General features: G+C 41.5%; 18 protein-coding genes. 16 read left to right on the top strand and 2 right to left on the bottom strand.

Annotated elements, in window-relative coordinates:
* Positions 1–48 precede the first annotated feature (48 nt).
* The 14 genes from murI (at position 49) to ACYZ0U_RS14290 (ending at position 16296) form a co-directional block, all read left to right on the top strand.
* Entirely contained in the window at positions 49–882 is an 834-nt protein-coding gene (gene murI, locus ACYZ0U_RS14355) for a glutamate racemase (protein WP_461453227.1), read from the top strand.
* Between the two features lie 207 nt (positions 883–1089).
* Positions 1090–1782 (top strand): hypothetical protein, encoded by a 693-nt coding sequence (locus tag ACYZ0U_RS14350; RefSeq protein ID WP_461453226.1) that lies wholly within the window; start codon positions 1090–1092, stop codon positions 1780–1782.
* A 241-nt stretch (positions 1783–2023) separates the two neighbouring features.
* A complete protein-coding gene (gene nuoH, locus ACYZ0U_RS14345; RefSeq protein WP_461453225.1) occupies positions 2024–3094 on the top strand; it encodes an NADH-quinone oxidoreductase subunit NuoH in 1071 nt (356 codons plus the stop codon).
* A 116-nt stretch (positions 3095–3210) separates the two neighbouring features.
* The gene (locus tag ACYZ0U_RS14340) at positions 3211–3798 is read left to right on the top strand and encodes a 4Fe-4S dicluster domain-containing protein (RefSeq protein WP_461453224.1); all 588 of its coding nucleotides are present in this window, start codon (positions 3211–3213) and stop codon (positions 3796–3798) included.
* A complete protein-coding gene (locus ACYZ0U_RS14335) occupies positions 3795–4343 on the top strand; it encodes an NADH-quinone oxidoreductase subunit J family protein (protein WP_461453223.1) in 549 nt (182 codons plus the stop codon). The genes ACYZ0U_RS14340 and ACYZ0U_RS14335 overlap by 4 nt, the downstream gene beginning before the upstream one ends.
* Complete coding sequence (gene nuoK, locus ACYZ0U_RS14330) at positions 4340–4648, top strand: NADH-quinone oxidoreductase subunit NuoK (protein WP_461453222.1); 309 nt, start codon at positions 4340–4342, stop codon at positions 4646–4648. Before ACYZ0U_RS14335 ends, nuoK begins: the two co-directional genes overlap by 4 nt.
* Complete coding sequence (locus tag ACYZ0U_RS14325) at positions 4648–5124, top strand: hypothetical protein (RefSeq protein ID WP_461453221.1); 477 nt, start codon at positions 4648–4650, stop codon at positions 5122–5124. Before nuoK ends, ACYZ0U_RS14325 begins: the two co-directional genes overlap by 1 nt.
* Complete coding sequence (locus ACYZ0U_RS14320; protein WP_461453220.1) at positions 5121–5447, top strand: hypothetical protein; 327 nt, start codon at positions 5121–5123, stop codon at positions 5445–5447. The genes ACYZ0U_RS14325 and ACYZ0U_RS14320 overlap by 4 nt, the downstream gene beginning before the upstream one ends.
* A 1-nt stretch (position 5448) precedes the next feature.
* Positions 5449–7515 carry an NADH-quinone oxidoreductase subunit 5 family protein gene (locus ACYZ0U_RS14315; protein WP_461453219.1) on the top strand — a complete coding sequence of 689 codons (2067 nt, stop codon included), beginning with the start codon at positions 5449–5451 and terminating at the stop codon, positions 7513–7515.
* Between the two features lie 153 nt (positions 7516–7668).
* Complete coding sequence (locus tag ACYZ0U_RS14310) at positions 7669–9255, top strand: complex I subunit 4 family protein (protein ID WP_461453218.1); 1587 nt, start codon at positions 7669–7671, stop codon at positions 9253–9255.
* Positions 9256–9379: 124 nt separating this feature from the next.
* The gene (locus ACYZ0U_RS14305; protein WP_461453217.1) at positions 9380–11197 is read left to right on the top strand and encodes a DUF4139 domain-containing protein; all 1818 of its coding nucleotides are present in this window, start codon (positions 9380–9382) and stop codon (positions 11195–11197) included.
* Positions 11198–11200: 3 nt separating this feature from the next.
* Positions 11201–12712: an NADH-quinone oxidoreductase subunit N gene (locus tag ACYZ0U_RS14300; protein ID WP_461453216.1), complete on the top strand. Its 1512-nt coding sequence runs from the start codon at positions 11201–11203 to the stop codon at positions 12710–12712.
* Between the two features lie 163 nt (positions 12713–12875).
* Entirely contained in the window at positions 12876–14783 is a 1908-nt protein-coding gene (locus tag ACYZ0U_RS14295) for a class II glutamine amidotransferase (protein ID WP_461453215.1), read from the top strand.
* 127 nt (positions 14784–14910) lie between these two features.
* Positions 14911–16296 carry an alpha-L-fucosidase gene (locus ACYZ0U_RS14290; RefSeq protein WP_461453214.1) on the top strand — a complete coding sequence of 462 codons (1386 nt, stop codon included), beginning with the start codon at positions 14911–14913 and terminating at the stop codon, positions 16294–16296.
* Between the two features lie 25 nt (positions 16297–16321).
* Here ACYZ0U_RS14290 and ACYZ0U_RS14285 read toward each other — a convergent pair whose 3' ends face one another.
* Positions 16322–17710 carry a glycoside hydrolase family 28 protein gene (locus tag ACYZ0U_RS14285; protein WP_461453213.1) on the bottom strand — a complete coding sequence of 463 codons (1389 nt, stop codon included), beginning with the start codon at positions 17708–17710 and terminating at the stop codon, positions 16322–16324.
* Positions 17711–17802: 92 nt separating this feature from the next.
* Between ACYZ0U_RS14285 and ACYZ0U_RS14280 the strand changes: the two genes are divergently transcribed.
* The gene (locus ACYZ0U_RS14280) at positions 17803–18627 is read left to right on the top strand and encodes an alpha/beta fold hydrolase (protein ID WP_461453212.1); all 825 of its coding nucleotides are present in this window, start codon (positions 17803–17805) and stop codon (positions 18625–18627) included.
* The gene (locus ACYZ0U_RS14275; RefSeq protein ID WP_461453211.1) at positions 18627–18851 is read left to right on the top strand and encodes a VF530 family protein; all 225 of its coding nucleotides are present in this window, start codon (positions 18627–18629) and stop codon (positions 18849–18851) included. The genes ACYZ0U_RS14280 and ACYZ0U_RS14275 overlap by 1 nt, the downstream gene beginning before the upstream one ends.
* On the opposite strand, the gene ACYZ0U_RS14270 is transcribed toward ACYZ0U_RS14275, so the two are convergent.
* Complete coding sequence (locus ACYZ0U_RS14270; protein WP_461453210.1) at positions 18852–20156, bottom strand: DEAD/DEAH box helicase; 1305 nt, start codon at positions 20154–20156, stop codon at positions 18852–18854.
* Positions 20157–20295: the final 139 nt, after the last annotated feature.

Below are 20295 nucleotides of genomic sequence, written 5' to 3'. Positions count from 1 at the left end.
ATAAAAAGCGTTCCCTTAATCCGGAACGCTTTTTTTATTTTTGTAACAGTGCTTAATAATAAACCCATAGGTATTTTTGATTCGGGCTACGGAGGTTTGACCGTATTCCGTTCTATTATCAAACAATTGCCGCAGTATGATTACGCCTATTTAGGCGATACGGCCCGTGCGCCTTATGGTAACCGCTCATTCAGTGCTATACATCAATACACCTGGGAGTGCGTTCAGCAATTGTTTAAAATGGGCTGCCCATTAGTTATATTAGCCTGCAATACGGCATCAGCTAAAGCATTACGTACAATTCAGCAGCAGGATCTTAAAAACGAAGATCCCGCAAAACGTGTTTTAGGTGTTATTCGCCCAACTGCCGAAGTGATCGGTAATTATACTAAAACTAACCAGATTGGTGTTCTCGGTACAAAAGGTACGGTGCAATCAGGCTCATACCTATTAGAGATCGATAAATTTTTTCCCGATCTGCAGGTTCATCAGCAAGCCTGCCCGCTTTGGGTACCGCTTATTGAGAATGGCGAGCACGACAAACCCGGCGCCGATTATTTTGTAAAAGAATATTTAGATCAGATCCTGGCGCAATCTGCCGACATTGACACAATCCTGTTAGCTTGCACCCATTACCCGTTAATGCAGGATAAAATACAGGCTTACCTGCCCAAACATATTCAAACCATTGCCCAGGGCGATATTGTAGCCGCAAGCCTGATCGATTACCTGAAACGTCATCCCGAAATGGAGCAGTCCATCACCAAAAACGGAACACAAAGATTCTTCACCACTACTGATGATACTGCCGACTTTGATCTGCATGCCACCAGTTTCTTTGGCGCACCGGTAAAATCGCAATCAGTTATCATGAAAGGTTGAAGAAAATTACTTCAACTAATTTCTTCAACATGTCATTTAGAGGAACGAAGCAATCGCGAACTTTGCATAACCGCTTTTTTCTATGAGATTCCTTCGCCTCTCAGCATGAATGTAATATACTTATGATAAATTTCTTATTGAATGAAAATTGACATTTCTATAAGTTATAATTATCTTAGCCTAAGTCTATTACCTTAAAACAGCCTTATGAAAAAAATATTTATCTTGTTTAGTATTTTAATATGTGCTAATTCAGTTATTCAAGCGCAACAATCCAAGGATTCTGTAATGGCCCGGTTAACATCTTTAAGAGATGATTATGTAGGTAAGATAAAAGCAATGGGCTATACACCCCGATTAGCGCTACCGCCAATTGTATTGGATAATCCACGTTCATTTGGAAATTATGATGATTCATTAAATGTTGTACATACCTGTTACTGGCCAACTTTGGAACCTGAAGGCAAGGCAGTATTTGATAATTTTGCCAAACAAATGGGCCATGGAATGAACGGTGAAAAGTTTTTTCAGTTGGCCGTTTACCAATGGATTTTTATACATGAATTAAGCCATTGGTGGCAAGCCTGCCAGAATTATAAATCTGACCCCTACGAAACCGAAAAAGGTGCTAACCGCATTGCCACTGCTTACTGGAATGATCGTGACCTGAAATTTTATCAATTTATGTTGAGCGTATTCCAGGGTGTGGTTGATCATGTTCCGAGCCCGGTACCTGCCGGTTTTGCCAAAGAAAAATACTTGGACGATAATTATCAAAAACTTCCCGGCGGTAACGCTTACACATGGTACCAATCCATCATGATAGTTGAGGTGAGCAAGGAAAAACCCTTTGAGACGTTTAAACAGGCTATTGCGCTTGCAGGTAAACCGGTGAAATAACATCTTTATTTTATGTCATTGCTGTAAAGGTTAGCTATACCTATTTACTGACAAAACAGTGTCAGTATTAATCCCAAAATTATTCCCGAGATTTGAACGTAAACTTTTAACCTCTTTGTAGAAGCAATAGAGAGTCCGGCCTGCGTAGCATTGCCGTGAGTAAAAAAGTCTACCCTTTCACAAGAGATTTAAACACGGCTTCAACATAATTTATTAAGTTTGCAGCTACCATAAAAATACATTGAGTTTTTACCTTACATATATCGCTGTTGCTATCGGGCTGTTTGCTTTTTCGGCAGTATTTGCTTTGATTGGTGTTTATGCCGAGCGTAAGATTTCCGCGTTTATACAGGATAGGCTTGGCCCAACCGAAACAGGTAAATTCGGTATGCTGCAAACGCTGGCAGATGGCCTAAAACTCATCCAAAAGGAACTGATTGTACCGGCCGCTGCTGATAAGCTGCTATTTATGCTTGCACCCGCTATTATTTTTATAGCCGTATACATGGGCTTCGCCGCCCTGCCATGGGGGCCGGGTTTAGTGCCGGCAAGATTAAATTTAGGGTTGTACTATATCTTCGCGATTATCTCTATCGAAACATTAGGCATCCTGATGGCAGGCTGGGGATCAAATAATAAATATTCAATTTTAGGGTCGATGCGCTCTGTAGCACAGATCATATCCTACGAGATTCCGGCAGGCTTTGCCATTATTTCGGTAGTGATGATTGCGCAATCGCTCAACATGCAAACCATATCAACACAACAAGGAATCCTGTCCGCCGAAGGCGTAAAGTTTTTTGGTTTTTGGGATGTATCTAAAATAGGCGGCATATTTGCCTGGAACGTTTTCCGTGCGCCGCATTTACTGGTGGCGTTCGTGATCTATTTTATTGCTTCACTGGCTGAAAGTAACCGCGCGCCTTTTGATATACCCGAAGCGGAATCGGAACTGGTTGCCGGTTTTCATACGGAATATACCGGGATGCGTTTCGCGCTGGTGTTTTTCTCGGAATATTCGATGATGTTTTTGGTATCGATGATAGCGGTTGTGCTATTTTTGGGCGCCTGGAACACGCCACTGCCTAATATAGGCGCGGTACAATTAGCAAGATGGACTACAGGAACAGCCTGGGGCATATTTTGGGTGCTGATTAAAAGTTTAAGCCTTGTCGGCGTACAAATGTGGATCAGGTGGACATTACCCCGCCTGCGCGTGGATCAGCTGATGAACCTGTGCTGGAAGGTGCTAACACCAACAGCGTTTGCCTGCATGCTGGTATCAGGTATATGGCGAATATTTTTAATGTAGCATTGTCATTCTGAGTGTAGCGAAGAATCTGTACAAAAGAAACAAAGCGATAATAAACGCAATAAAGTAAAAATCATGGGAATCCTTGAATCCCGAAAATCAAGGTTCAGACAAAAATGAATAACAAAGTAATCAACGGATTTACAACTGCTTGGAAAGGCCTTAGCCTTACCTTCAGTCACCTCTTTGCCTCAAACGCGAAGCGGACTGTTATATCCGCCAGTGACGATAATTACTTTAAAAAGCTTGAGGGGACAAATACCATTCAATATCCAAAACAATCGCTTCCCATACCCGAGGTTGGCCGTTACCAACTGGATGTGGAAATGGACGATTGCATTGTGTGCGACCTTTGTGCCAAGATATGCCCGGTAAGCTGTATCGATATTGAATCGATAAAAGCGACTGAGGTGATCGGTCAAACTTCTGACGGCTCCAAGAAAATGCTATATGCCGCCAAGTTTGATATCGATATGGCCAAATGCATGTACTGCGGGTTATGTACCATTGTTTGCCCAACTGAATGCATTGTCATGACCAATCAATATGATCGTACAGTTTTTGAGTTAAGCGACCTGACTTACAAATTTTCGGACATGACTTCGGAAGAAGCTGCCGAAAAGCAAGCTCTGCTGGATAAGCAATTAGCCGAAAAGCAAGCAGCGAAATTAGCCGCGATGAAACAAAAGGAGGGTAGTGCATGAATTTAATACAGGTGCTTTTCTACGTAATGGCGTTCATTACTTTAGCTTCGGCTATTTTTGTGGCGGCGAGTAAAAGTTTGGTGAGGTCGATTTTTATGTTCTTTATCACTTTATTTGCTTTGGCAGGGCTGTATGTTTTAGCTTTGGCAGATTTTGTGGCGATAACACAGGTAGTGATTTACGTCGGCGGTATTTTAGTGCTGATCTTATTCGCGTTTATGCTCTCCGGCCGCGAAACACTGGAGGCTTTAGAAAAGCAGAAAAAGCAATTCATCAGCGCTAATAAAATAGCAGCATTCTTTTTATCAGGGATATTTTTTGTGGTATTGTTAAACATGGTACTTAAAGTTGATGCGGATCATCTGCCATGGATAAGCAGCGCTATTAAAACCAGCAATGTAATTACGCCAATCAATATCAATACAGATAACATCGGCATTAATTTAATGACCCGTTATTTGCTACCTTTCGAGGCGATATCGATTTTATTGATGATGGCGCTGATCGGTGCTGCGCATCTTTCCAGAAAGGAGCAAACGCTATGATCACCCTGACTGATTTTTTGGTGGTTAGTGCTGCCTTGTTTTGTATCGGGCTTTTTATGGTGGTTTCCAAGAGCAATGCTATTCAGATCCTGATCGGAATTGAACTGATGTTGAACGCTGCTATATTAAATCTGGTAGCTATCGGCAAATACGACCGCTTTAACAATGGCGGGCAGATATTCGCGTTATTTGCCATAGTATTAGCCGCAGCCACAACCGCAGTGGCTTTAGCCATTATATTAAATGTCTACCGCCGCTATAAAACCATCGATCCTAATAAGGTCGATAAACTGAGGGATGAATAATGAGAGTTTTAGCCGTAATATTTTGCTTGTTTTTATCAGTAAATGCATTAGCGCAAACCGGTAACGAACCTTTGTATGTTGTTGACGGTAAAATTGTACCATCTATCAAAGATTTAAAGCCACACGATATTTATGAAACGGCGCTACTGTCGGATTCAACAGCGATGAATATTTATGGTAAACAGGGTGCAAATGGGGCTATGGTAGTTACTACTATGAAAGGCCAGGCTGTCATCTATGAAAAAAAACTGATCCCATTCTCCGAAAAATATAAAAACTACCTGGATAAAAAGGGGAACGATGATAACCTTTCATACGTTATCAACAATACAATGCTGATAGCACGCACGAAACATTCCGTTGAAGAGTTATCTGAACTAGATCCGGCCAATATTAAAAAAGTGGAATTTAAGACCGTCCGCCAATTTAAAACCGACGCTACCGTAGTAATTACCACTAACAACGATGACCAATGAAGAAATTAATACTTATATTTTTCTTGTTCTTGTCCGTTAGTGCTTTAGCACAAACCAAAGATTCGGTTAATAAATCATCAAACAAAAGCATATGCATATGTGCTCCGCCTGATACAACTAAAAAACCGCCATTATATATAATTGACGGTAAAATTGTGAAAGTGAACATTAACAAACTTAATCCAAATGATATATTAAGCATCAGTGTATTAAAAGGCGATTCCACTACAGCCAAATACGGTTCTGCGGGTGACAATGGAGTTATTATAATAACAACCAAACAAGCCAAAACAGATACATCAAAACAAGCCATTAAGAAATAACTTGAACATCACCACGCCATACCAGGACATATCCATTGCCTACTTTGCACTTGCAGCAGTAGCCATGCCGCTTATTGCTTTTTTGGTAAATATTTGCCTGCCGGGTAAAACCAATAAGGCAAGTGGTTGGGTGTCGGGTTTTGCAATATTGATCAGTGCCATATTATCAGTATTTTTGTTCTCCAAAATATGGGGACAACAGCCTTTGCACCTGCAGCAACTATGGTTCACTATAGGTGCAAGTAAAATATACGCGGGTGTTTTATTGAATGACCTGTCGGTATTGCTATTGCTGTTGGTTAGTTTGATCGCATTGCCGGTACACATCTACTCTACAGTATACATGGCGCATGATGCAACTTACAAACGTTATTTTACTTACCTCAGCTTGTTCTGTTTTAGTATGCTGGCGCTGGTTGTGGTTGATAATATGTTCTTGTTCTACGCATTTTGGGAACTGGTAGGTTTTTCGTCATACCTGCTTATTGGCTTTTGGTTTACAAGGGATAAGGCAGTATATGCTAATCAAAAAGCGTTTATCATGAACCGTATTGGCGACATTGGTTTATTGATCGCCATTATCATCCTCTTTACCCAATTCCATACGGCCGATATTATGCAGCTTTTTGGTGATAATGGTTTGGTTGCTCAATCATTCATTAAAAACGGGATATGGATAGCCCCGGCAGCGCAGTTGCCTGTTATCTATCAATATATTGCTTGCACGGGTATCATGCTGGCAGTCGCCGCGAAATCTGCACAATTTCCGTTGCATACTTGGCTGCCGGATGCCATGGAGGGGCCGACTTCAGTTTCCGCGTTGATCCACGCAGCTACCATGGTTGCAGCCGGTGTGTTTTTATTGGGTAGGGTTTACCCGATGTTTAATACCGCCGAATTAAATGTGCTTGCTATTATTGGCTGTTTTACGGCTTTTATGGCCGCGACCATCGCACTGACCCAAAACGATCTGAAACGGATCTTAGCCTATTCTACCATATCCCAGTTAGGATTTATGATCATGGCGATGGGTATAGGCGCTTATGCTTCGTCGTTGTTTCATCTGGTTACACATGCTTTTTTTAAATGCCTGCTGTTTTTGGTTGCCGGTATCGTTATTCACCAGATGCAGCACATCAAAGTAGAAAACGACCTCGATATCGATCCCCAAAATATCCTGTACATGGGCGGCTTGCGTAAAAAACTGCCGTTTACTTTTATTACTGCAGTTGTTGCTTCACTGGCGCTGATCGGTTTGCCGCTAACCTCAGGCTATTTGTCCAAGGATGGCATCCTGATCCAGGCTTTTGAATGGTCGGACGGTAAAAGCTGGTATTACAGGCTGATACCTGTTGGCGCTATGATCAGCAGTTTGTTGACCGCATTTTATATAGCACGATTGATCGTTAAAGTATTCTTTGGTGAGTTCAGGCTGCAAAAAATTAACCCGCATATCCAGACCCATTGTAACGATGGCGGCTGGCAGTATAAATTACCCTTGCTGTTTTTAACGATATTCTGTTTGTTTCCCATATTCTCTATTAACCCATTGGTTTATGAGCATGCGTGGATCTTCAATGCGTTTTCCGGTCCGGGATTCTTCGAGCGCGAGAATATTTACCATACTATCATTCCGGCATTTGCCTTATTGGCAAATATTCTGGTGATCTATGCTGCTTACAGCATTTACGTAAAGCAAAATACGTTTACGTTTGATCAAACCGGGTTTCTGTTCCGCTTCTCTTACAACGAATGGTACATTGACCGCTTTTATCACCTGGCTATTGTAAAGCCGGTATTAGCCTTAAGCAATGCAGCATCCTGGTTTGATATATACATTATTGACGGCTTTATCAACCTTTTAAAAAGCATCGTACTAACACTTTCAAAAATTACCGCCTGGATAGATAAATATATCATTGATGGTTTCTTACATTTATTAACTGCAATAGTGCATCAAATTGGCAACTTTGCGCGTAATTTTCAAAGCGGTAAAATTCAATATTATTTGTTCAGCATGCTGGCTGTAATACTGGCGCTGTTTATTTTATTTTTAATTAAGACATGAGATTTCAGATATGAGATTTGAGACAAACGTTAATCCATTTATCAGATTAGTTACTCTTTCAAGAGGGGGCGCCGTGGCTTGTGCGTGCGCAGGGGTGTGTTTCTATGTTCAGAAAAAATCTCAAATCTCAAATCTCAAATCTCAAATCTCACAATGCTAACCCTGCTCATATTTTTACCCATCCTGTTTGGATTTATCATTGTGTTGCTGCCATCAAGTATGCGCGCAAGTTTTAAGTATATTACGCTATTGGCTACATTGGTGCAGCTGGCGATCAGCGTATATATCTACCTTAATTTCAAAACAGGAGCAGCTTTTGGTGGTATCGATCATGAAGCGCAGTACCAGTTCCTGCAAAAACTACCCTGGATCCACCTTAATTTAGGTAACCTCGGCACCATGCAGGTTGATTATTTTGTAGGTATCGATGGTATTTCAGTAACGCTGTTGGTCATGACTTCGCTGGTTATGGTTGTCGCGGCCATTTCATCATGGGAGATCACCAGTAATCTCAAAGGCTTTTTCGCTTTGTTTTTATTGCTGGATATGGCGCTGATGGGCGTATTTTGCTCGCTCGATTTCTTCCTATTCTACATATTTTACGAGCTGATGTTGTTGCCATTGTATTTCCTGATCGGGATGTGGGGCGGCGCAAGGCGTGAGTATGCGGCGATCAAATTCTTCTTATACACGCTGTTCGGTTCGGTGTTTATGCTATTGGTGATAATCGGTCTTTATTTATCTGTAAAAGATCCCGCTACCGGCAATCACACTTTCAATATGATCCAAATGATGAACCCGGCAAATTATACGCCCGGTTCTATCTTCAATATATTAAGCCATCAAACCATATTTGGTATCTCGGCGCGAACAGTTGGCTTTGTGGTATTATTTATCGCGTTTGCTATTAAGGTTCCGGTAGTCCCATTGCATACCTGGTTGCCCGATGCCCACGTTGAAGCGCCAACCCCGGTATCTATTATTTTGGCGGGTATCCTGCTGAAAATAGGCGGCTACGGGATCATCCGTATTTGTGTTGGCATTTTCCCGGAGGTTGCCTTGTCCGGTGCTTTTTGGATCGGCTTATTGGGTGTGATCTCCATTTTATACGGTGCATTGAACGCTTTGGCCCAGCGCGATTTAAAACGCATTATCGCTTACTCCTCGGTATCGCAAATGGGCTTTGTGCTGTTGGGTATCGCTTCACAAACACCCGAAGGTATCAGCGGCGCGGTTTTCCAGATGGTGAGTCATGGCTTTTTATCGGCAATGCTGTTCTTCCTGGTAGGGGTGGTATATAACCGCGTGCATGATAGGGATATTTACAACTTCCGCGGCTTGGGTATATTGATGCCGAAATATATGGTATTTATCATGATCGCATTCTTCGCATCATTGGGATTACCCGGTTTTTCAACTTTTATAGCCGAAGCATTTTCGCTGACCGGTGCTTTTAAATCAACCTTGTTGCCAAACTGGCTGGCTGTCTGCGGTGCGGTTGGTATCTTATTCAGCGCCTGCTATTTCCTGTGGACCTTGCAGCGCGTATTCTTTGGGTCGACCTCTCTTAAAGGAGGCGAAATATGGCGTAAGGCATTGGTCGACCTAAAACCACGTGAGATCATTGCGCTTGCACCGCTTGCAGTCGCAGCTTTGGCACTGGGCATTATGCCGTCATTGGTGTTTGATAAGATCAATGATTCAGTTTTAGGGTTAGTGCATTTTTTACAGTCGAGATAAAAAATGATTTTTTTAAATAATGATTTATGGAAAAGTGTAAACGGTAGCATCCTGTTTATGATCAAGCTCCTAAAAAGGTTCAGGGTCAACATAACAGCAGGCGTTTACTTAATTCAAAAAAATCATGTTTAAAAAATTATTAACCATCGGCCTTATTTTCGTCACCATTAACTCGAGAGCTGATGGTGTACAAAAGGTAACATCAAAAGTTCAAAAAGTTATCGTATTTCTTAATGGTGCTCAGGTTACACGCACTGCCAATGTGGATATTGCTGCAGGTGAATCAACCCTGGTATTCGGCGGGATCTCATCCGGGATTGATGAACAAAGCATCCAGGTGCATGCAGGCGGCGATTTTACTATCCTTTCAGTAAAAAATGAACTGAACTTTTTAAACGGGGAAAGCAAACAGAAGGACATTGACGATTTGAAAGCTCAGCAAAAAATATTAAGGGATAAATTGCAGCTTCAAGAAAACCTGCTCACCATCAATCAGCAGGAAGAGCAAATGCTATTTAAAAACCAGATGGTAATCGGGCAAAACAGTACATTCGACGCTGTAAAGTTAAAGCAGGCGCTTGATTTTCAAACTGAAAGATTAACCGGGATAAAAAAGAAAGAGTTGGATATCAATAACACCATCAATTCGATCAATATTGAACTGCAGAAATACGATAGCCAGATTTATGAACTGCGAAGGCCTGCAGGACAGGTAACCCGGAATATTTTGGTAACTGTATCAGCCAAAGCCGCTACACAAACTGAATTTACATTAAATTATGTAGTACATAACGCCAACTGGTACCCGAGTTATGATATCAGGGCTAAAAATGTAAACAGCCCGATAAATATAGCCTACAAGGCAAATGTAAGTCAACGTACCGGTGAAGATTGGAAAAATATTAAACTGACACTTTCTACAGGAAACCCAATAGTTAGCGGCAACAAGCCCGAACTTTCGCCATATTACTTAAACCTTGATGGAAATGATAGTGAAACAGAAAATGGAAATATAGTATCGGGTGTTGTAACTGCGAGTGATGACGGGCTGCCAATTCCAGGTGTAACTGTAATGGTACGGGGTACTTCTATCGGTACACAAACAAATAACAACGGTCATTATTCAATAAGCGTACCCGGCAGCAATCAAACTTTGGTATTTAGCTATATAGGATATCAACAAAAACAGTTAAGGGCACGGGGAAGGGTGTTAAATGTAAATATGAGTGCATCATCTAACGAATTAGCTGAAGTTGTAGTAACCAGGGCGTTAGGTAATAGCGATGCAAAGGTTACCGAATCTGATCCTGTAGCCGTAAACACTGTTGAAAATCAAACCAATGTTGAGTTTAACATTGATAATCCTTATTCGATCCCGAGTGATGGCAAACAATATGCAGTTGAAATAAATCAGTTGGAACTAAAAGCCGATTATCAATATACAGTTGCACCCAAATTAAGTACGAATGTGTTTTTAACTGCCAACTTATCAGACTGGAATAAATACAATTTACTATCCGGCGAGGCAAACATATTTTTTGAAGGAACTTATGTTGGAAAAACCACGCTTGATGCCAACTCAACCGCGGATACTTTAAACATTTCTTTAGGTACCGATAAAAATATACAGGTAACCCGTACCTTACAAAAAGAATTAACACAACGGCAATCTATCGGCTCAAATAAAAAAGATACGCGTGACTGGTTGTTAGAAATAAGAAACCGAAAGAAACAACCCGTAAATTTGCTGGTTGAGGACCAGGTTCCGGTATCGCAAAACACGGCCATCGAAGTTGAAAATCAGCAGCTGTCCGGCGGTAATTTGGATACAGGTACAGGCAAGGTTACCTGGAAGCTGAAGCTTAGCGCCCAAAATGATAAAAAGTTAGAATTAAAATACCAGGTTAAATATCCTAAAGATCAATCTATAACAGTTGAATAATTAATGCACGAACTGCTTCCATATATCCCTAATTACCTGTCAGGCATTTTTAATAGCTTATACTATTTTATGCCCGAGGTCTACCTCAGCGCATTGTTTATCATAGTGTTTTTAACCGATCTTATTACCGGTAAAAACTCGCAGGGGTTATGTAAAGCAGTGGCATGTATTGGCATGCTGGTAGTTGTTGTAAAGGATTTGGAGCAGCTCTCTTTTGTAATTATAAACGGCGAAGCAACCACACATTTCATTTTTAATGAAATGTGTGTGCTTACCCGTACAGCCGTAAACTTTAAATTTATTATAGATTTACTGGCTTTTGTGTTGCTGCTGTATACCGATTGGGATCATAAGCTGCGTGCCCATAAAAAAGGCTTGTCAGATATGTATTCCATCATCATTGCATCCGTATTCGGTTTGCATTTAATGACGATGGCTTTTAACCTGCTATCCATTTATTTGTCTATCGAAATGGTTTCACTGGCATCGTACCTGTTAGTAGCCTATCGCTCCGAAAACGCGGTAAGTACCGAAGCCGGGTTAAAATATGTGTTGTTTGGCGCGGCAGCATCTGCAATAATGCTTTATGGTATCTCTTTACTTTACGGTTTTACCGGTTCACTTTCTTTATTGGATAACAGTTTCATACAGGGCCTGTCGCATGCAAATGGTATGGCGGTTTCCTTTGCGTTGGTGTTAGTACTTTTGGGCATAGGCTTTAAATTATCCTTTATCCCGATGCATTTTTGGGTGCCCGATGTTTATGAAGGTGCGTCAACGCCGGTTACTGCCTACCTGTCGACCTTACCCAAGATCGCGGGTTTTGCCTTACTTATTAATTTCCTTACGCCGTTTATTTTCTTCGCTAAATGGACGGCCTTTGATTTTAAACTGTTCATTTCAATAGTAGGTATCGCCACCATGATAGCCGGGAACTTTGCAGCCATCCTGCAAACCAATGTAAAAAGGATGCTGGCCTATTCAAGTATTGGCCACACAGGTTTTGTGCTGATGGGCATAGTTACTTTTAATCAACAAGGTATTACCGCCTTAACATATTACCTGCTGGTTTACGGTATTGCCAATATCGGCGCGATGATATTAGCCAGCTATTTCGCCAATCTGAGCGGCGCCGAAGATATGAAAGGCTACAAAGGCTTGGGTGTTAAATATCCAACAGCATCCATCTGTTTTGTTATTATCCTCATATCGCTAACAGGCTTGCCGGTAACTGCCGGTTTTACAGGCAAGGTGTTCATGTTTTCGGCTGTATACAGCATCTACCAGCAAAATCATGATATATGGTTATTGGCATTGATGATCACGGGCGCGTTAACTACCGTAGTATCGCTGTTTTATTACATCAGGATCCCGCTTAACCTGTTCATCAGGCATACCGACATTAAATCCGACCCGGTTAAAAGTTCCTATAACCTGCTGTGGCTGGCAATCACGATTTGCGCGGTTGTATTGCTGTTAGGCATTTTTCCGAATTTTATTTACCAGTATTTATAAATATTCTTTCACCCTATATTAGGTCCTCGCTCTTAGCTCCAAAACACCCGCTCCAACTAGTTAACAAATTGTTCATAATTACTTTATATTAGTACGAATTAATGACAAATGGTATAGCAGTTTTTTGACTTAAACTGCTACCTTTGCCACCTCATTCCCAATCATGAGCGATCAGATTAAACATGAATGCGGTGTGGCATTTATCCGCCTCTTAAAGCCACTTTCTTTCTATCAAAAAAAGTACGGCACCGCGCTGTACGGCCTTAACAAGCTTTATCTTTTAATGGAAAAACAACATAACCGTGGCCAGGATGGCGCAGGCGTTGCAACCATTAAACTGGATATTGAGCCTGGTAAACGTTATATCAGCCGGCATCGTTCAATGGCCTCTAATGCTGTCGCTGATATCTTCGAGTATATTCAGAAGAAGTTCGCCGACATCCAAAAGGAGACACCTGAACGGATGCAGGATGCTGAATGGCTCAAGGAACACGTAAGCTTTACCGGCGAAGTGTTATTGGGCCATTTGCGTTATGGTACACATGGCAAAAATAGTATAGAAAACTGTCACCCCTTTCTGCGTCAAAACAACTGGATGACCCGTAACCTGGTTATTGCAGGAAACTTCAACATGACGAATGTTGATGAATTGCTGCAACAATTGTATGACCTGGGCCAGCATCCAAAGGAAAAAGCCGATACAGTAACTGTTTTGGAAAAGATAGGGCACTTTCTGGATACCGAAAACCAGGGCTTATTTGACCAGTACAAACGAGAGGGGCATGACGATAACATGGAGATCAGCAAGCTGATAGCCAATGATATGGATGTTGCCAAAATCCTACGTAAATCAGCCAAAAACTGGGATGGTGGTTATACCATTGCGGGTATATTGGGCCACGGCGATGCATTTGTGATGCGCGACCCGGCTGGTATCCGCCCGGCTTATTACTATGCTAATGATGAGATCGTGGTAGCTGCTTCTGAACGCCCGGCCTTGCAAACTGCTTTTAATATTCCGATTGAAGATGTTAAGGAAATACAACCCGGCCATGCGCTTATTGTTAAAAAGAACGGTAAGATAACCGAAGATATGATCAGCGAACCACGCGAGAAAAAAGCCTGTTCTTTTGAACGGATCTATTTTTCACGCGGTAGTGATGCCTCAATTTACCGTGAACGTAAACAATTAGGTCGACTGCTTTGTCCGCAGATATTAGAAGAGATCAATCACGATGTAAAAAATACCGTATTCTCGTATATACCAAATACTGCCGAGGTAGCATTTTACGGTATGGTTGAGGGTGTGCACAAATACATCAAAAAATACCAGCGCGATACTTTACTTAACCGTGCTGAGAAAATTACCGATGAGGAATTAACGGAAGTTTTGGCAATGGCACCACGTGTAGAGAAGATCGCTATAAAGGACGTTAAGCTTCGTACATTCATTACGCAGGATGCTGACCGCAGCGAAATGGTTGCCCACGTTTATGATACCACTTACGGTTTGATTAAAAATGGCACCGATACTTTGGTTGTGTTGGACGATTCTATTGTTCGTGGTACTACGCTTAAACAAAGTATCCTGAAGATTCTTGATCGATTGGGCCCTAAAAAGATCGTGGTGGTTTCATCTGCCCCGCAGATCAGGTATCCTGATTGTTATGGTATCGATATGTCGCGTATGGGCGAGTTTGTTGCTTTTGAAGCAGCGATCAGCCTGTTAAAAGATGCGGGAATGGATGATGTGATCCTAAAAGTTTACCAGCAATGTAAGGATAGCGCAACGCTGCCTAAAGAACAAGCAGTAAACCATGTAAAAGCGATTTACGCGCCTTTTAGCGATCAGGAAATATCCGACCGGATTGCTAAGATCATCACCCCTAAAGAAATAAAGGCAGAAGTAAAAGTGATCTACCAAACATTGGATAATCTGCATATAGCCTGCCCGGATCATACTGGGGACTGGTATTTTAGTGGTGATTTCCCAACGCCGGGTGGTAACAAGGTAGTTAACAGAGCCTTTGCCAATTGGATGGAAGGCAAGAACCAACGCGGTTATATGTAAGAATTAAATACTCAAAACAATAACAAAGGCCTTTTGCATTGCAAAAGGCCTTTGTGTATTATGGCTAAATCTGTTGAGCATCTTATCAATACATTTTATATCTTAGCCTTTCATTGCCTCATTATTCATGAAAAAGTTAATCCGTATCTCTTTTTGCATACTATTTTTATCAGGTAGCGTATCAGCGCAACAAAAGCAAACTCTTCAGCAACTGCAACAGCAATTTGTTGACCTAAAGTTTGGCATGTTCATTCACTTCAATATTCCAACATACATGAACCAGGATTGGCCTGATCCTGAAGCTTCGCCAGCTATATTCAATCCAACAAAATTAAACTGCGACCAGTGGGCCAGGGCTGCGAAGTCTGCAAATATGAGTTACGGATGCCTTACCACCAAACACCATAGCGGTTTCTGCATCTGGAATACTAAAACCACTGATTATGACGTGATGAACAGCCCGTTAAAGCGCGATGTGGTTAAGGAGTTTACCAATGCATTCCGTGCCAATGGCCTAAAAGTGATGTTGTATTATTCTATTTTGGATACACACCACAAGATACGCCCGCATGAAATTACGCAAAAGGATATCGAAATGATTAAGGCGCAAATAACCGAGCTGCTCACCAATTATGGGCAGATCTCTGCACTAATAATAGACGGCTGGGATGCACCATGGTCACGAATTGGGTATGATGATGTGCCTTTTGAAGAGATCTATCATTTGGTAAAAACATTGCAGCCCAATTGTGTGATGATGGACCTGAATGGCGCGAAATACCCGGCCCAGGGCATGTATTACACCGATATTAAAACCTATGAAATGGGCGCAGGGCAACGAATTTCGAAGGATAATAACACTTTGCCTTCTTTAGCTTGCCTGCCTATTAACAGTGCATGGTTTTGGAAGACCGATTTTCCGACCACTCCGGTAAAAGATCCTGCGAAACTGGTGAATGATTATATCATTCCGTTTAATAAAGTCGACTGTAATTTTATTCTGAATGTATCGCCAAATCGCGATGGCTTAATTGATGACAATACGCTTGTAGCTTTAAAAAGCATCGGCCAACAATGGAAAAACGATGGCCCCGCACCTGAGCTGGCACCGATTGATGCACCCATTATTTCCTCTAACATTGCCAAAAATCAGCCGGCAAATTCAAGCTGGAGCGATGACATGAATATTATGGATTTTGCTAACGATGATGATTTTACCACTTCGTGGATCTCGAACCCAACGGTAAAAAATCCCTGGTATGAGATCGACTTTGACCGAGTAAAGGAATTTAATGCCATCGCGATAGCTGAAGAAAAACCAAACATCACCAATTACAAGCTTGAATATTGTGAGAACGGCGTTTGGAAAACCATCTTCGATGGCGAAAATGGCAAAAAAGTAAAGCTCCACCGTTTCAACAGGGTATGGGGAAATAAGGTACGCATCTCAATTTCCAAAGCGGATCACCAGGTGTCCATAGCGGAATTTGGCGTTTATGATGAGCAGCGCTAAAAAACTATCCCAATTCAATTAGATACTAATCAGTGTGTAATTGAATTACCGGGCTATCCGTAGGTTTTGCCAAAACACGGCCATTAACCGTAACCCCATTATAAATTAAGTTTTCGGTATTGGTGATCACCTCGTCTCTAGGTGTTTTAATGATATTTACTTTGCTTAAAGTAATATTTTTAAGCGGTTGACCATCTACGCCCACAGCGTAAATGCCCGTTTCACCTGCATAATTACAATTAACCTTTTCTATTTCGAAATTATTAAAAGTGGTAGGATAGTGACCGCCACGCGCGCCGGAATAATTGTTTTCAAAACGGATAAATGCGGAAAAAGCGGTATCGCATTGTACATTAGCCACATGTATATTTTCTATAAAGCCGCCACGATCAAGGTTTGATTTAAAGTAGATGGCGCTTAAACAATGATGTATGTAAACATTATACATATATACATTCCTCACCCCGGCCGACATTTCGCTGCCGATACAAAGTCCGTTTGCTTTTGAGGTAAAAACGGAGTTCCTAACAATCACGTTTTCTGTCGGCTGGCCAATGCGCCAGGCATCCTGGTCGCGGCCTGCTTTAATGGCAATGCCGTCGTCGCCAGTATCAAACTTGCAATTTTGCACTAATACATTGGTTGTAGACTCAGGGTCGCAGCCATCATTATTTAAATTGTGGCTATTTATGGTTACATTTTGTACGGTTACATTATTACATAAAACCGGGTGTATTACCCAGTAAGGCGAATCCTGGATAATAATGCTATCTATCAATATGTTTTTACACCCAAAAAACTGGATCATATCCGGCGGTAAATGATACCCGTCGCCAAATACACGCTGGTAAACCGGTACATTATGCCCGCCCATTTGCCTAAGTTTCAATTGTTCCGTAGAACGTTGCGGGCGCCAGGTTGCAAATGCCTTGCCGGCTGAACCATTGATAATACCATGACCGGTTATAGCGATATCCGAACATTGGTAAGCATACAACAACGGGCAATAATTAAAAACTTCGGTTCCTTCCCAAAGGCTAAGTACAGGTGGCAGATACTCTTTCGGATTGCCTGAGAAAATAAGTTCAGCGCCATCCTCAAAATGCAGGTTAACATGGCTTTTAAGCACAACCGGGCCAGCTATATAAAATATTCCTTTGGGTACTAAAACTTCGCCGCCACCGCTAACGCTGCACAGGTCTATTGCCTTGTCGAATGCTGTTTTACTATCTGTTTTACCATCCGCGATGGCACCATAACTGGTAATATTAAAAACCGCGTTTTTAAATTGCGGCGAATGAATATTTTGCAGAATTACATTTACTGAGGCAGCAAACGGGTCTTGTTGAGCATAAGTATCCACGGCAAATATACAGGCTAATAGCAGTGCCGTGATCAGTTTTAGTTTGAACATAGGTGTATGTTAGCTTAATTGGATATGTAAAAATAAAGGATTATTCTATATACTTAATTGATAAACCTTAATTTAGTTTTTTTATAAAAGCATTGAAAAAATATATACTTACCTTTTGCCTTTTGTTATTGATTACTTGCTGCGCACTTAGCCAGGGAAAAGCGATACCATATGGAAATAACCCGGCCGCCAGCAGGTACTACAATATTCGCGGCTTAAAAATGTACTGCGAAGTTTATGGTAAAGGCAAGCCATTATTAATGATCCACGGTAATGGCGGAGATATTTCGGCATTCACCAAAAATATACCTTATTTCTCAAAAAGATATATGGTTATCGTGCCGGATAGCCGCGCGCAAGGTAAATCAACCGATAGCAGGGATTCGTTGAGTTTTGAAATGATGGCGGATGATTTTGCGGGTTTGCTGGATGCCATGCATATTGACTCAAGCTATGTGATAGGTTGGAGCGATGGCGGGATAAATGCCTTATTGCTGGCAATGCGCCACCCTGATAAAGTGATCAAACTGGCATCAACAGGTGCAAACCTTTGGCCTGATTCAACAGCGCTGATCCCATCGGAATGGAAAGACGAACGCGATTATTATAATGCCAATAAGGATAAAGAATTCGCGACAGCTAAAGAAAAAAACGACTGGAAAATATTCATGCTGGATTGGCTACAGCCTAATGTGCCTCTTTCGGCACTTAAGCGGATCAAATGCCCGTCGTTGATCATTGGCGGCGACCATGACCTGATCGTTATACAACATACGGTGCTTATTTATCAGCATATTCCGCATGCTTATTTGTGGATAGTCCCTAACTCACCACACGGGACTTTGCAGGCTCATGCCGATGAATTTAACAAAAAGGTGGATGAGTTTTTCACCCAGCCATTTCATAACTGGAACTGATGGAACAACCTAATAACATTTTACATGGCAAAACATTAGAGATGGTGCTGAATGAATTAGTTGCAAAGCACGGCTGGCCCGAGTTAGGCTATCGCATCCGCATCAATTGTTTTTTGGATGATCCAAGCATTAAATCAAGCCTCAAATTTTTGCGCAAAACGCCATGGGCCCGTAAAAAGGTTGAAGATCTTTATATTGAGACTTTCGCCGGAAAAGATAAATAATTATGAATGTTTACGCTTATTGTTCATCTTAGCTTTGGTACCTGAACTGAAATTATAGGTCTTAGCATTAGCTGCTTTTTTCTCGTGGAATGCTTCACCTTTTACCGGAGCATCCTTATCGGCTTTGGTCGGTTTCTTTTCGGCTGGTGATTCTTTTTCCTTTCGTTCCTTATCGATAACCAGATCATCAGGAAGATCAGATAATGGCATTTTTTGACCCAAAACCTGCTCTATCTTTTTAACCTGAACTAACTCAATATCGGTAGCGAAAGTTATTGCCAAAGAATCTTCATCGCCTTTTTTAAGCACGCGGTTTATATACAACTCTTTTTCTTCAGGCAGATCTAAATGGATAAAGAATGGGATGCCGCTCAGGTCAACCTCTCCGATAATTTCATTGGCTACCACTAATACCCGCAGCTTGTCGTCGCTTTTGAAAATGTTAATATCAGATATGCCTTTATCCTCGCTAAACATCGGGTTTAAGATCACTACTGATTCCCTTAAATGCGGTTTCAGATTTTTATAAACGGTATCAGCAGTAAGGCGGGTATTTACAAAAACCACCACCTTATTAAACAATTCTGCATCCAGTATAAACAAGTTTAGCAGGTTTAACTTAGTGCGGAAGTTAGGCAGGTTATATAATACTTGCTGGTAAGTATCTAAAGGCGTTTCGTTCAGCTCCTCAACCTCCACAATGGCAGGCAGTTTCATAAACGGGTTGATCATTTTATGAAGCTTCTCGTGCAGCACCTCGGTAAATACCAAATGCTGGCATTTGGTAATGCTATTGGCTAATTCAGTTACAGGTAATTGCAGGCCTTGCTTTACAATCAATTCAGCATCGTCTACAATAAGCAAGTCTATTTTATTCAGGTTGAGTCCTAATTTCAGGTAGATGGCACGGGCACGGTCAGGTGTAGCGATAACAATATCGGCGCCATCAGCCAAGGCATCCATTTGCGCTTCGATACCCGGTGCAACGTATAAGCCAACAATTTTTACAGATGAGTTTTTGTTAAGCGATTCAAACTGCTCAATAACACTGAATACTTTTTCTTTATCAGGCACTAAGATCAATACTCTCGGTGCGTCGTCAAATCCCTGGCGGATGCGGTTTAAAACGGCAATAACATAAGTGCTGGTTTTACCTGCACCTTCAGGGGCAATGGCAATAACATCCTGCCCGCCAATAATACGGGTAAGTGTTTTTTGCTGAATTTCTTTCGGATTTAAATATCCAGCTTCTGTTATTGTACGCGTTAAGCCCTTGTTTAGTTTAAATTTATCTAACCACACCATCAAAAAAATATTAAGCCGCGAAGATAAGTATAGTTTTGCGGTTATAGGCTATTGGCAGCAATCGAAGAGTGGACTCAACCCAACTTTGCTTCGCTTGTTAATCCTCTCTTCGCCTGCGGAAGAAAGAGGGTTTGAAAAT

The sequence above is a fragment of the Mucilaginibacter sp. genome, from assembly GCF_965225845.1.
GTDB lineage: Bacteria > Bacteroidota > Bacteroidia > Sphingobacteriales > Sphingobacteriaceae > Mucilaginibacter.
The sequence above is the reverse complement of the archived record's forward strand: the minus strand, read 5'-3'. Positions and strand labels throughout refer to the sequence as shown.

What these genes read in the sequence shown, in the direction of transcription:
- ACYZ0U_RS14350 (WP_461453226.1), top strand. Translation starts at nt 1,090, where the DNA reads ATGAAAAAAATATTTATCTTGTTTAGTATTTTAATATGTGCTAATTCA.
- ACYZ0U_RS14340 (WP_461453224.1), top strand. Translation starts at nt 3,211, where the DNA reads ATGAATAACAAAGTAATCAACGGATTTACAACTGCTTGGAAAGGCCTT.
- ACYZ0U_RS14335 (WP_461453223.1), top strand. Translation starts at nt 3,795, where the DNA reads ATGAATTTAATACAGGTGCTTTTCTACGTAATGGCGTTCATTACTTTA.
- nuoK (WP_461453222.1), top strand. Translation starts at nt 4,340, where the DNA reads ATGATCACCCTGACTGATTTTTTGGTGGTTAGTGCTGCCTTGTTTTGT.
- ACYZ0U_RS14325 (WP_461453221.1), top strand. Translation starts at nt 4,648, where the DNA reads ATGAGAGTTTTAGCCGTAATATTTTGCTTGTTTTTATCAGTAAATGCA.
- ACYZ0U_RS14320 (WP_461453220.1), top strand. Translation starts at nt 5,121, where the DNA reads ATGAAGAAATTAATACTTATATTTTTCTTGTTCTTGTCCGTTAGTGCT.
- ACYZ0U_RS14310 (WP_461453218.1), top strand. Translation starts at nt 7,669, where the DNA reads ATGCTAACCCTGCTCATATTTTTACCCATCCTGTTTGGATTTATCATT.
- ACYZ0U_RS14305 (WP_461453217.1), top strand. Translation starts at nt 9,380, where the DNA reads ATGTTTAAAAAATTATTAACCATCGGCCTTATTTTCGTCACCATTAAC.
- ACYZ0U_RS14300 (WP_461453216.1), top strand. Translation starts at nt 11,201, where the DNA reads ATGCACGAACTGCTTCCATATATCCCTAATTACCTGTCAGGCATTTTT.
- ACYZ0U_RS14295 (WP_461453215.1), top strand. Translation starts at nt 12,876, where the DNA reads ATGAGCGATCAGATTAAACATGAATGCGGTGTGGCATTTATCCGCCTC.
- ACYZ0U_RS14290 (WP_461453214.1), top strand. Translation starts at nt 14,911, where the DNA reads ATGAAAAAGTTAATCCGTATCTCTTTTTGCATACTATTTTTATCAGGT.
- ACYZ0U_RS14285 (WP_461453213.1), bottom strand. Translation starts at nt 17,710, where the DNA reads ATGTTCAAACTAAAACTGATCACGGCACTGCTATTAGCCTGTATATTT.
- ACYZ0U_RS14275 (WP_461453211.1), top strand. Translation starts at nt 18,627, where the DNA reads ATGGAACAACCTAATAACATTTTACATGGCAAAACATTAGAGATGGTG.
- ACYZ0U_RS14270 (WP_461453210.1), bottom strand. Translation starts at nt 20,156, where the DNA reads ATGGTGTGGTTAGATAAATTTAAACTAAACAAGGGCTTAACGCGTACA.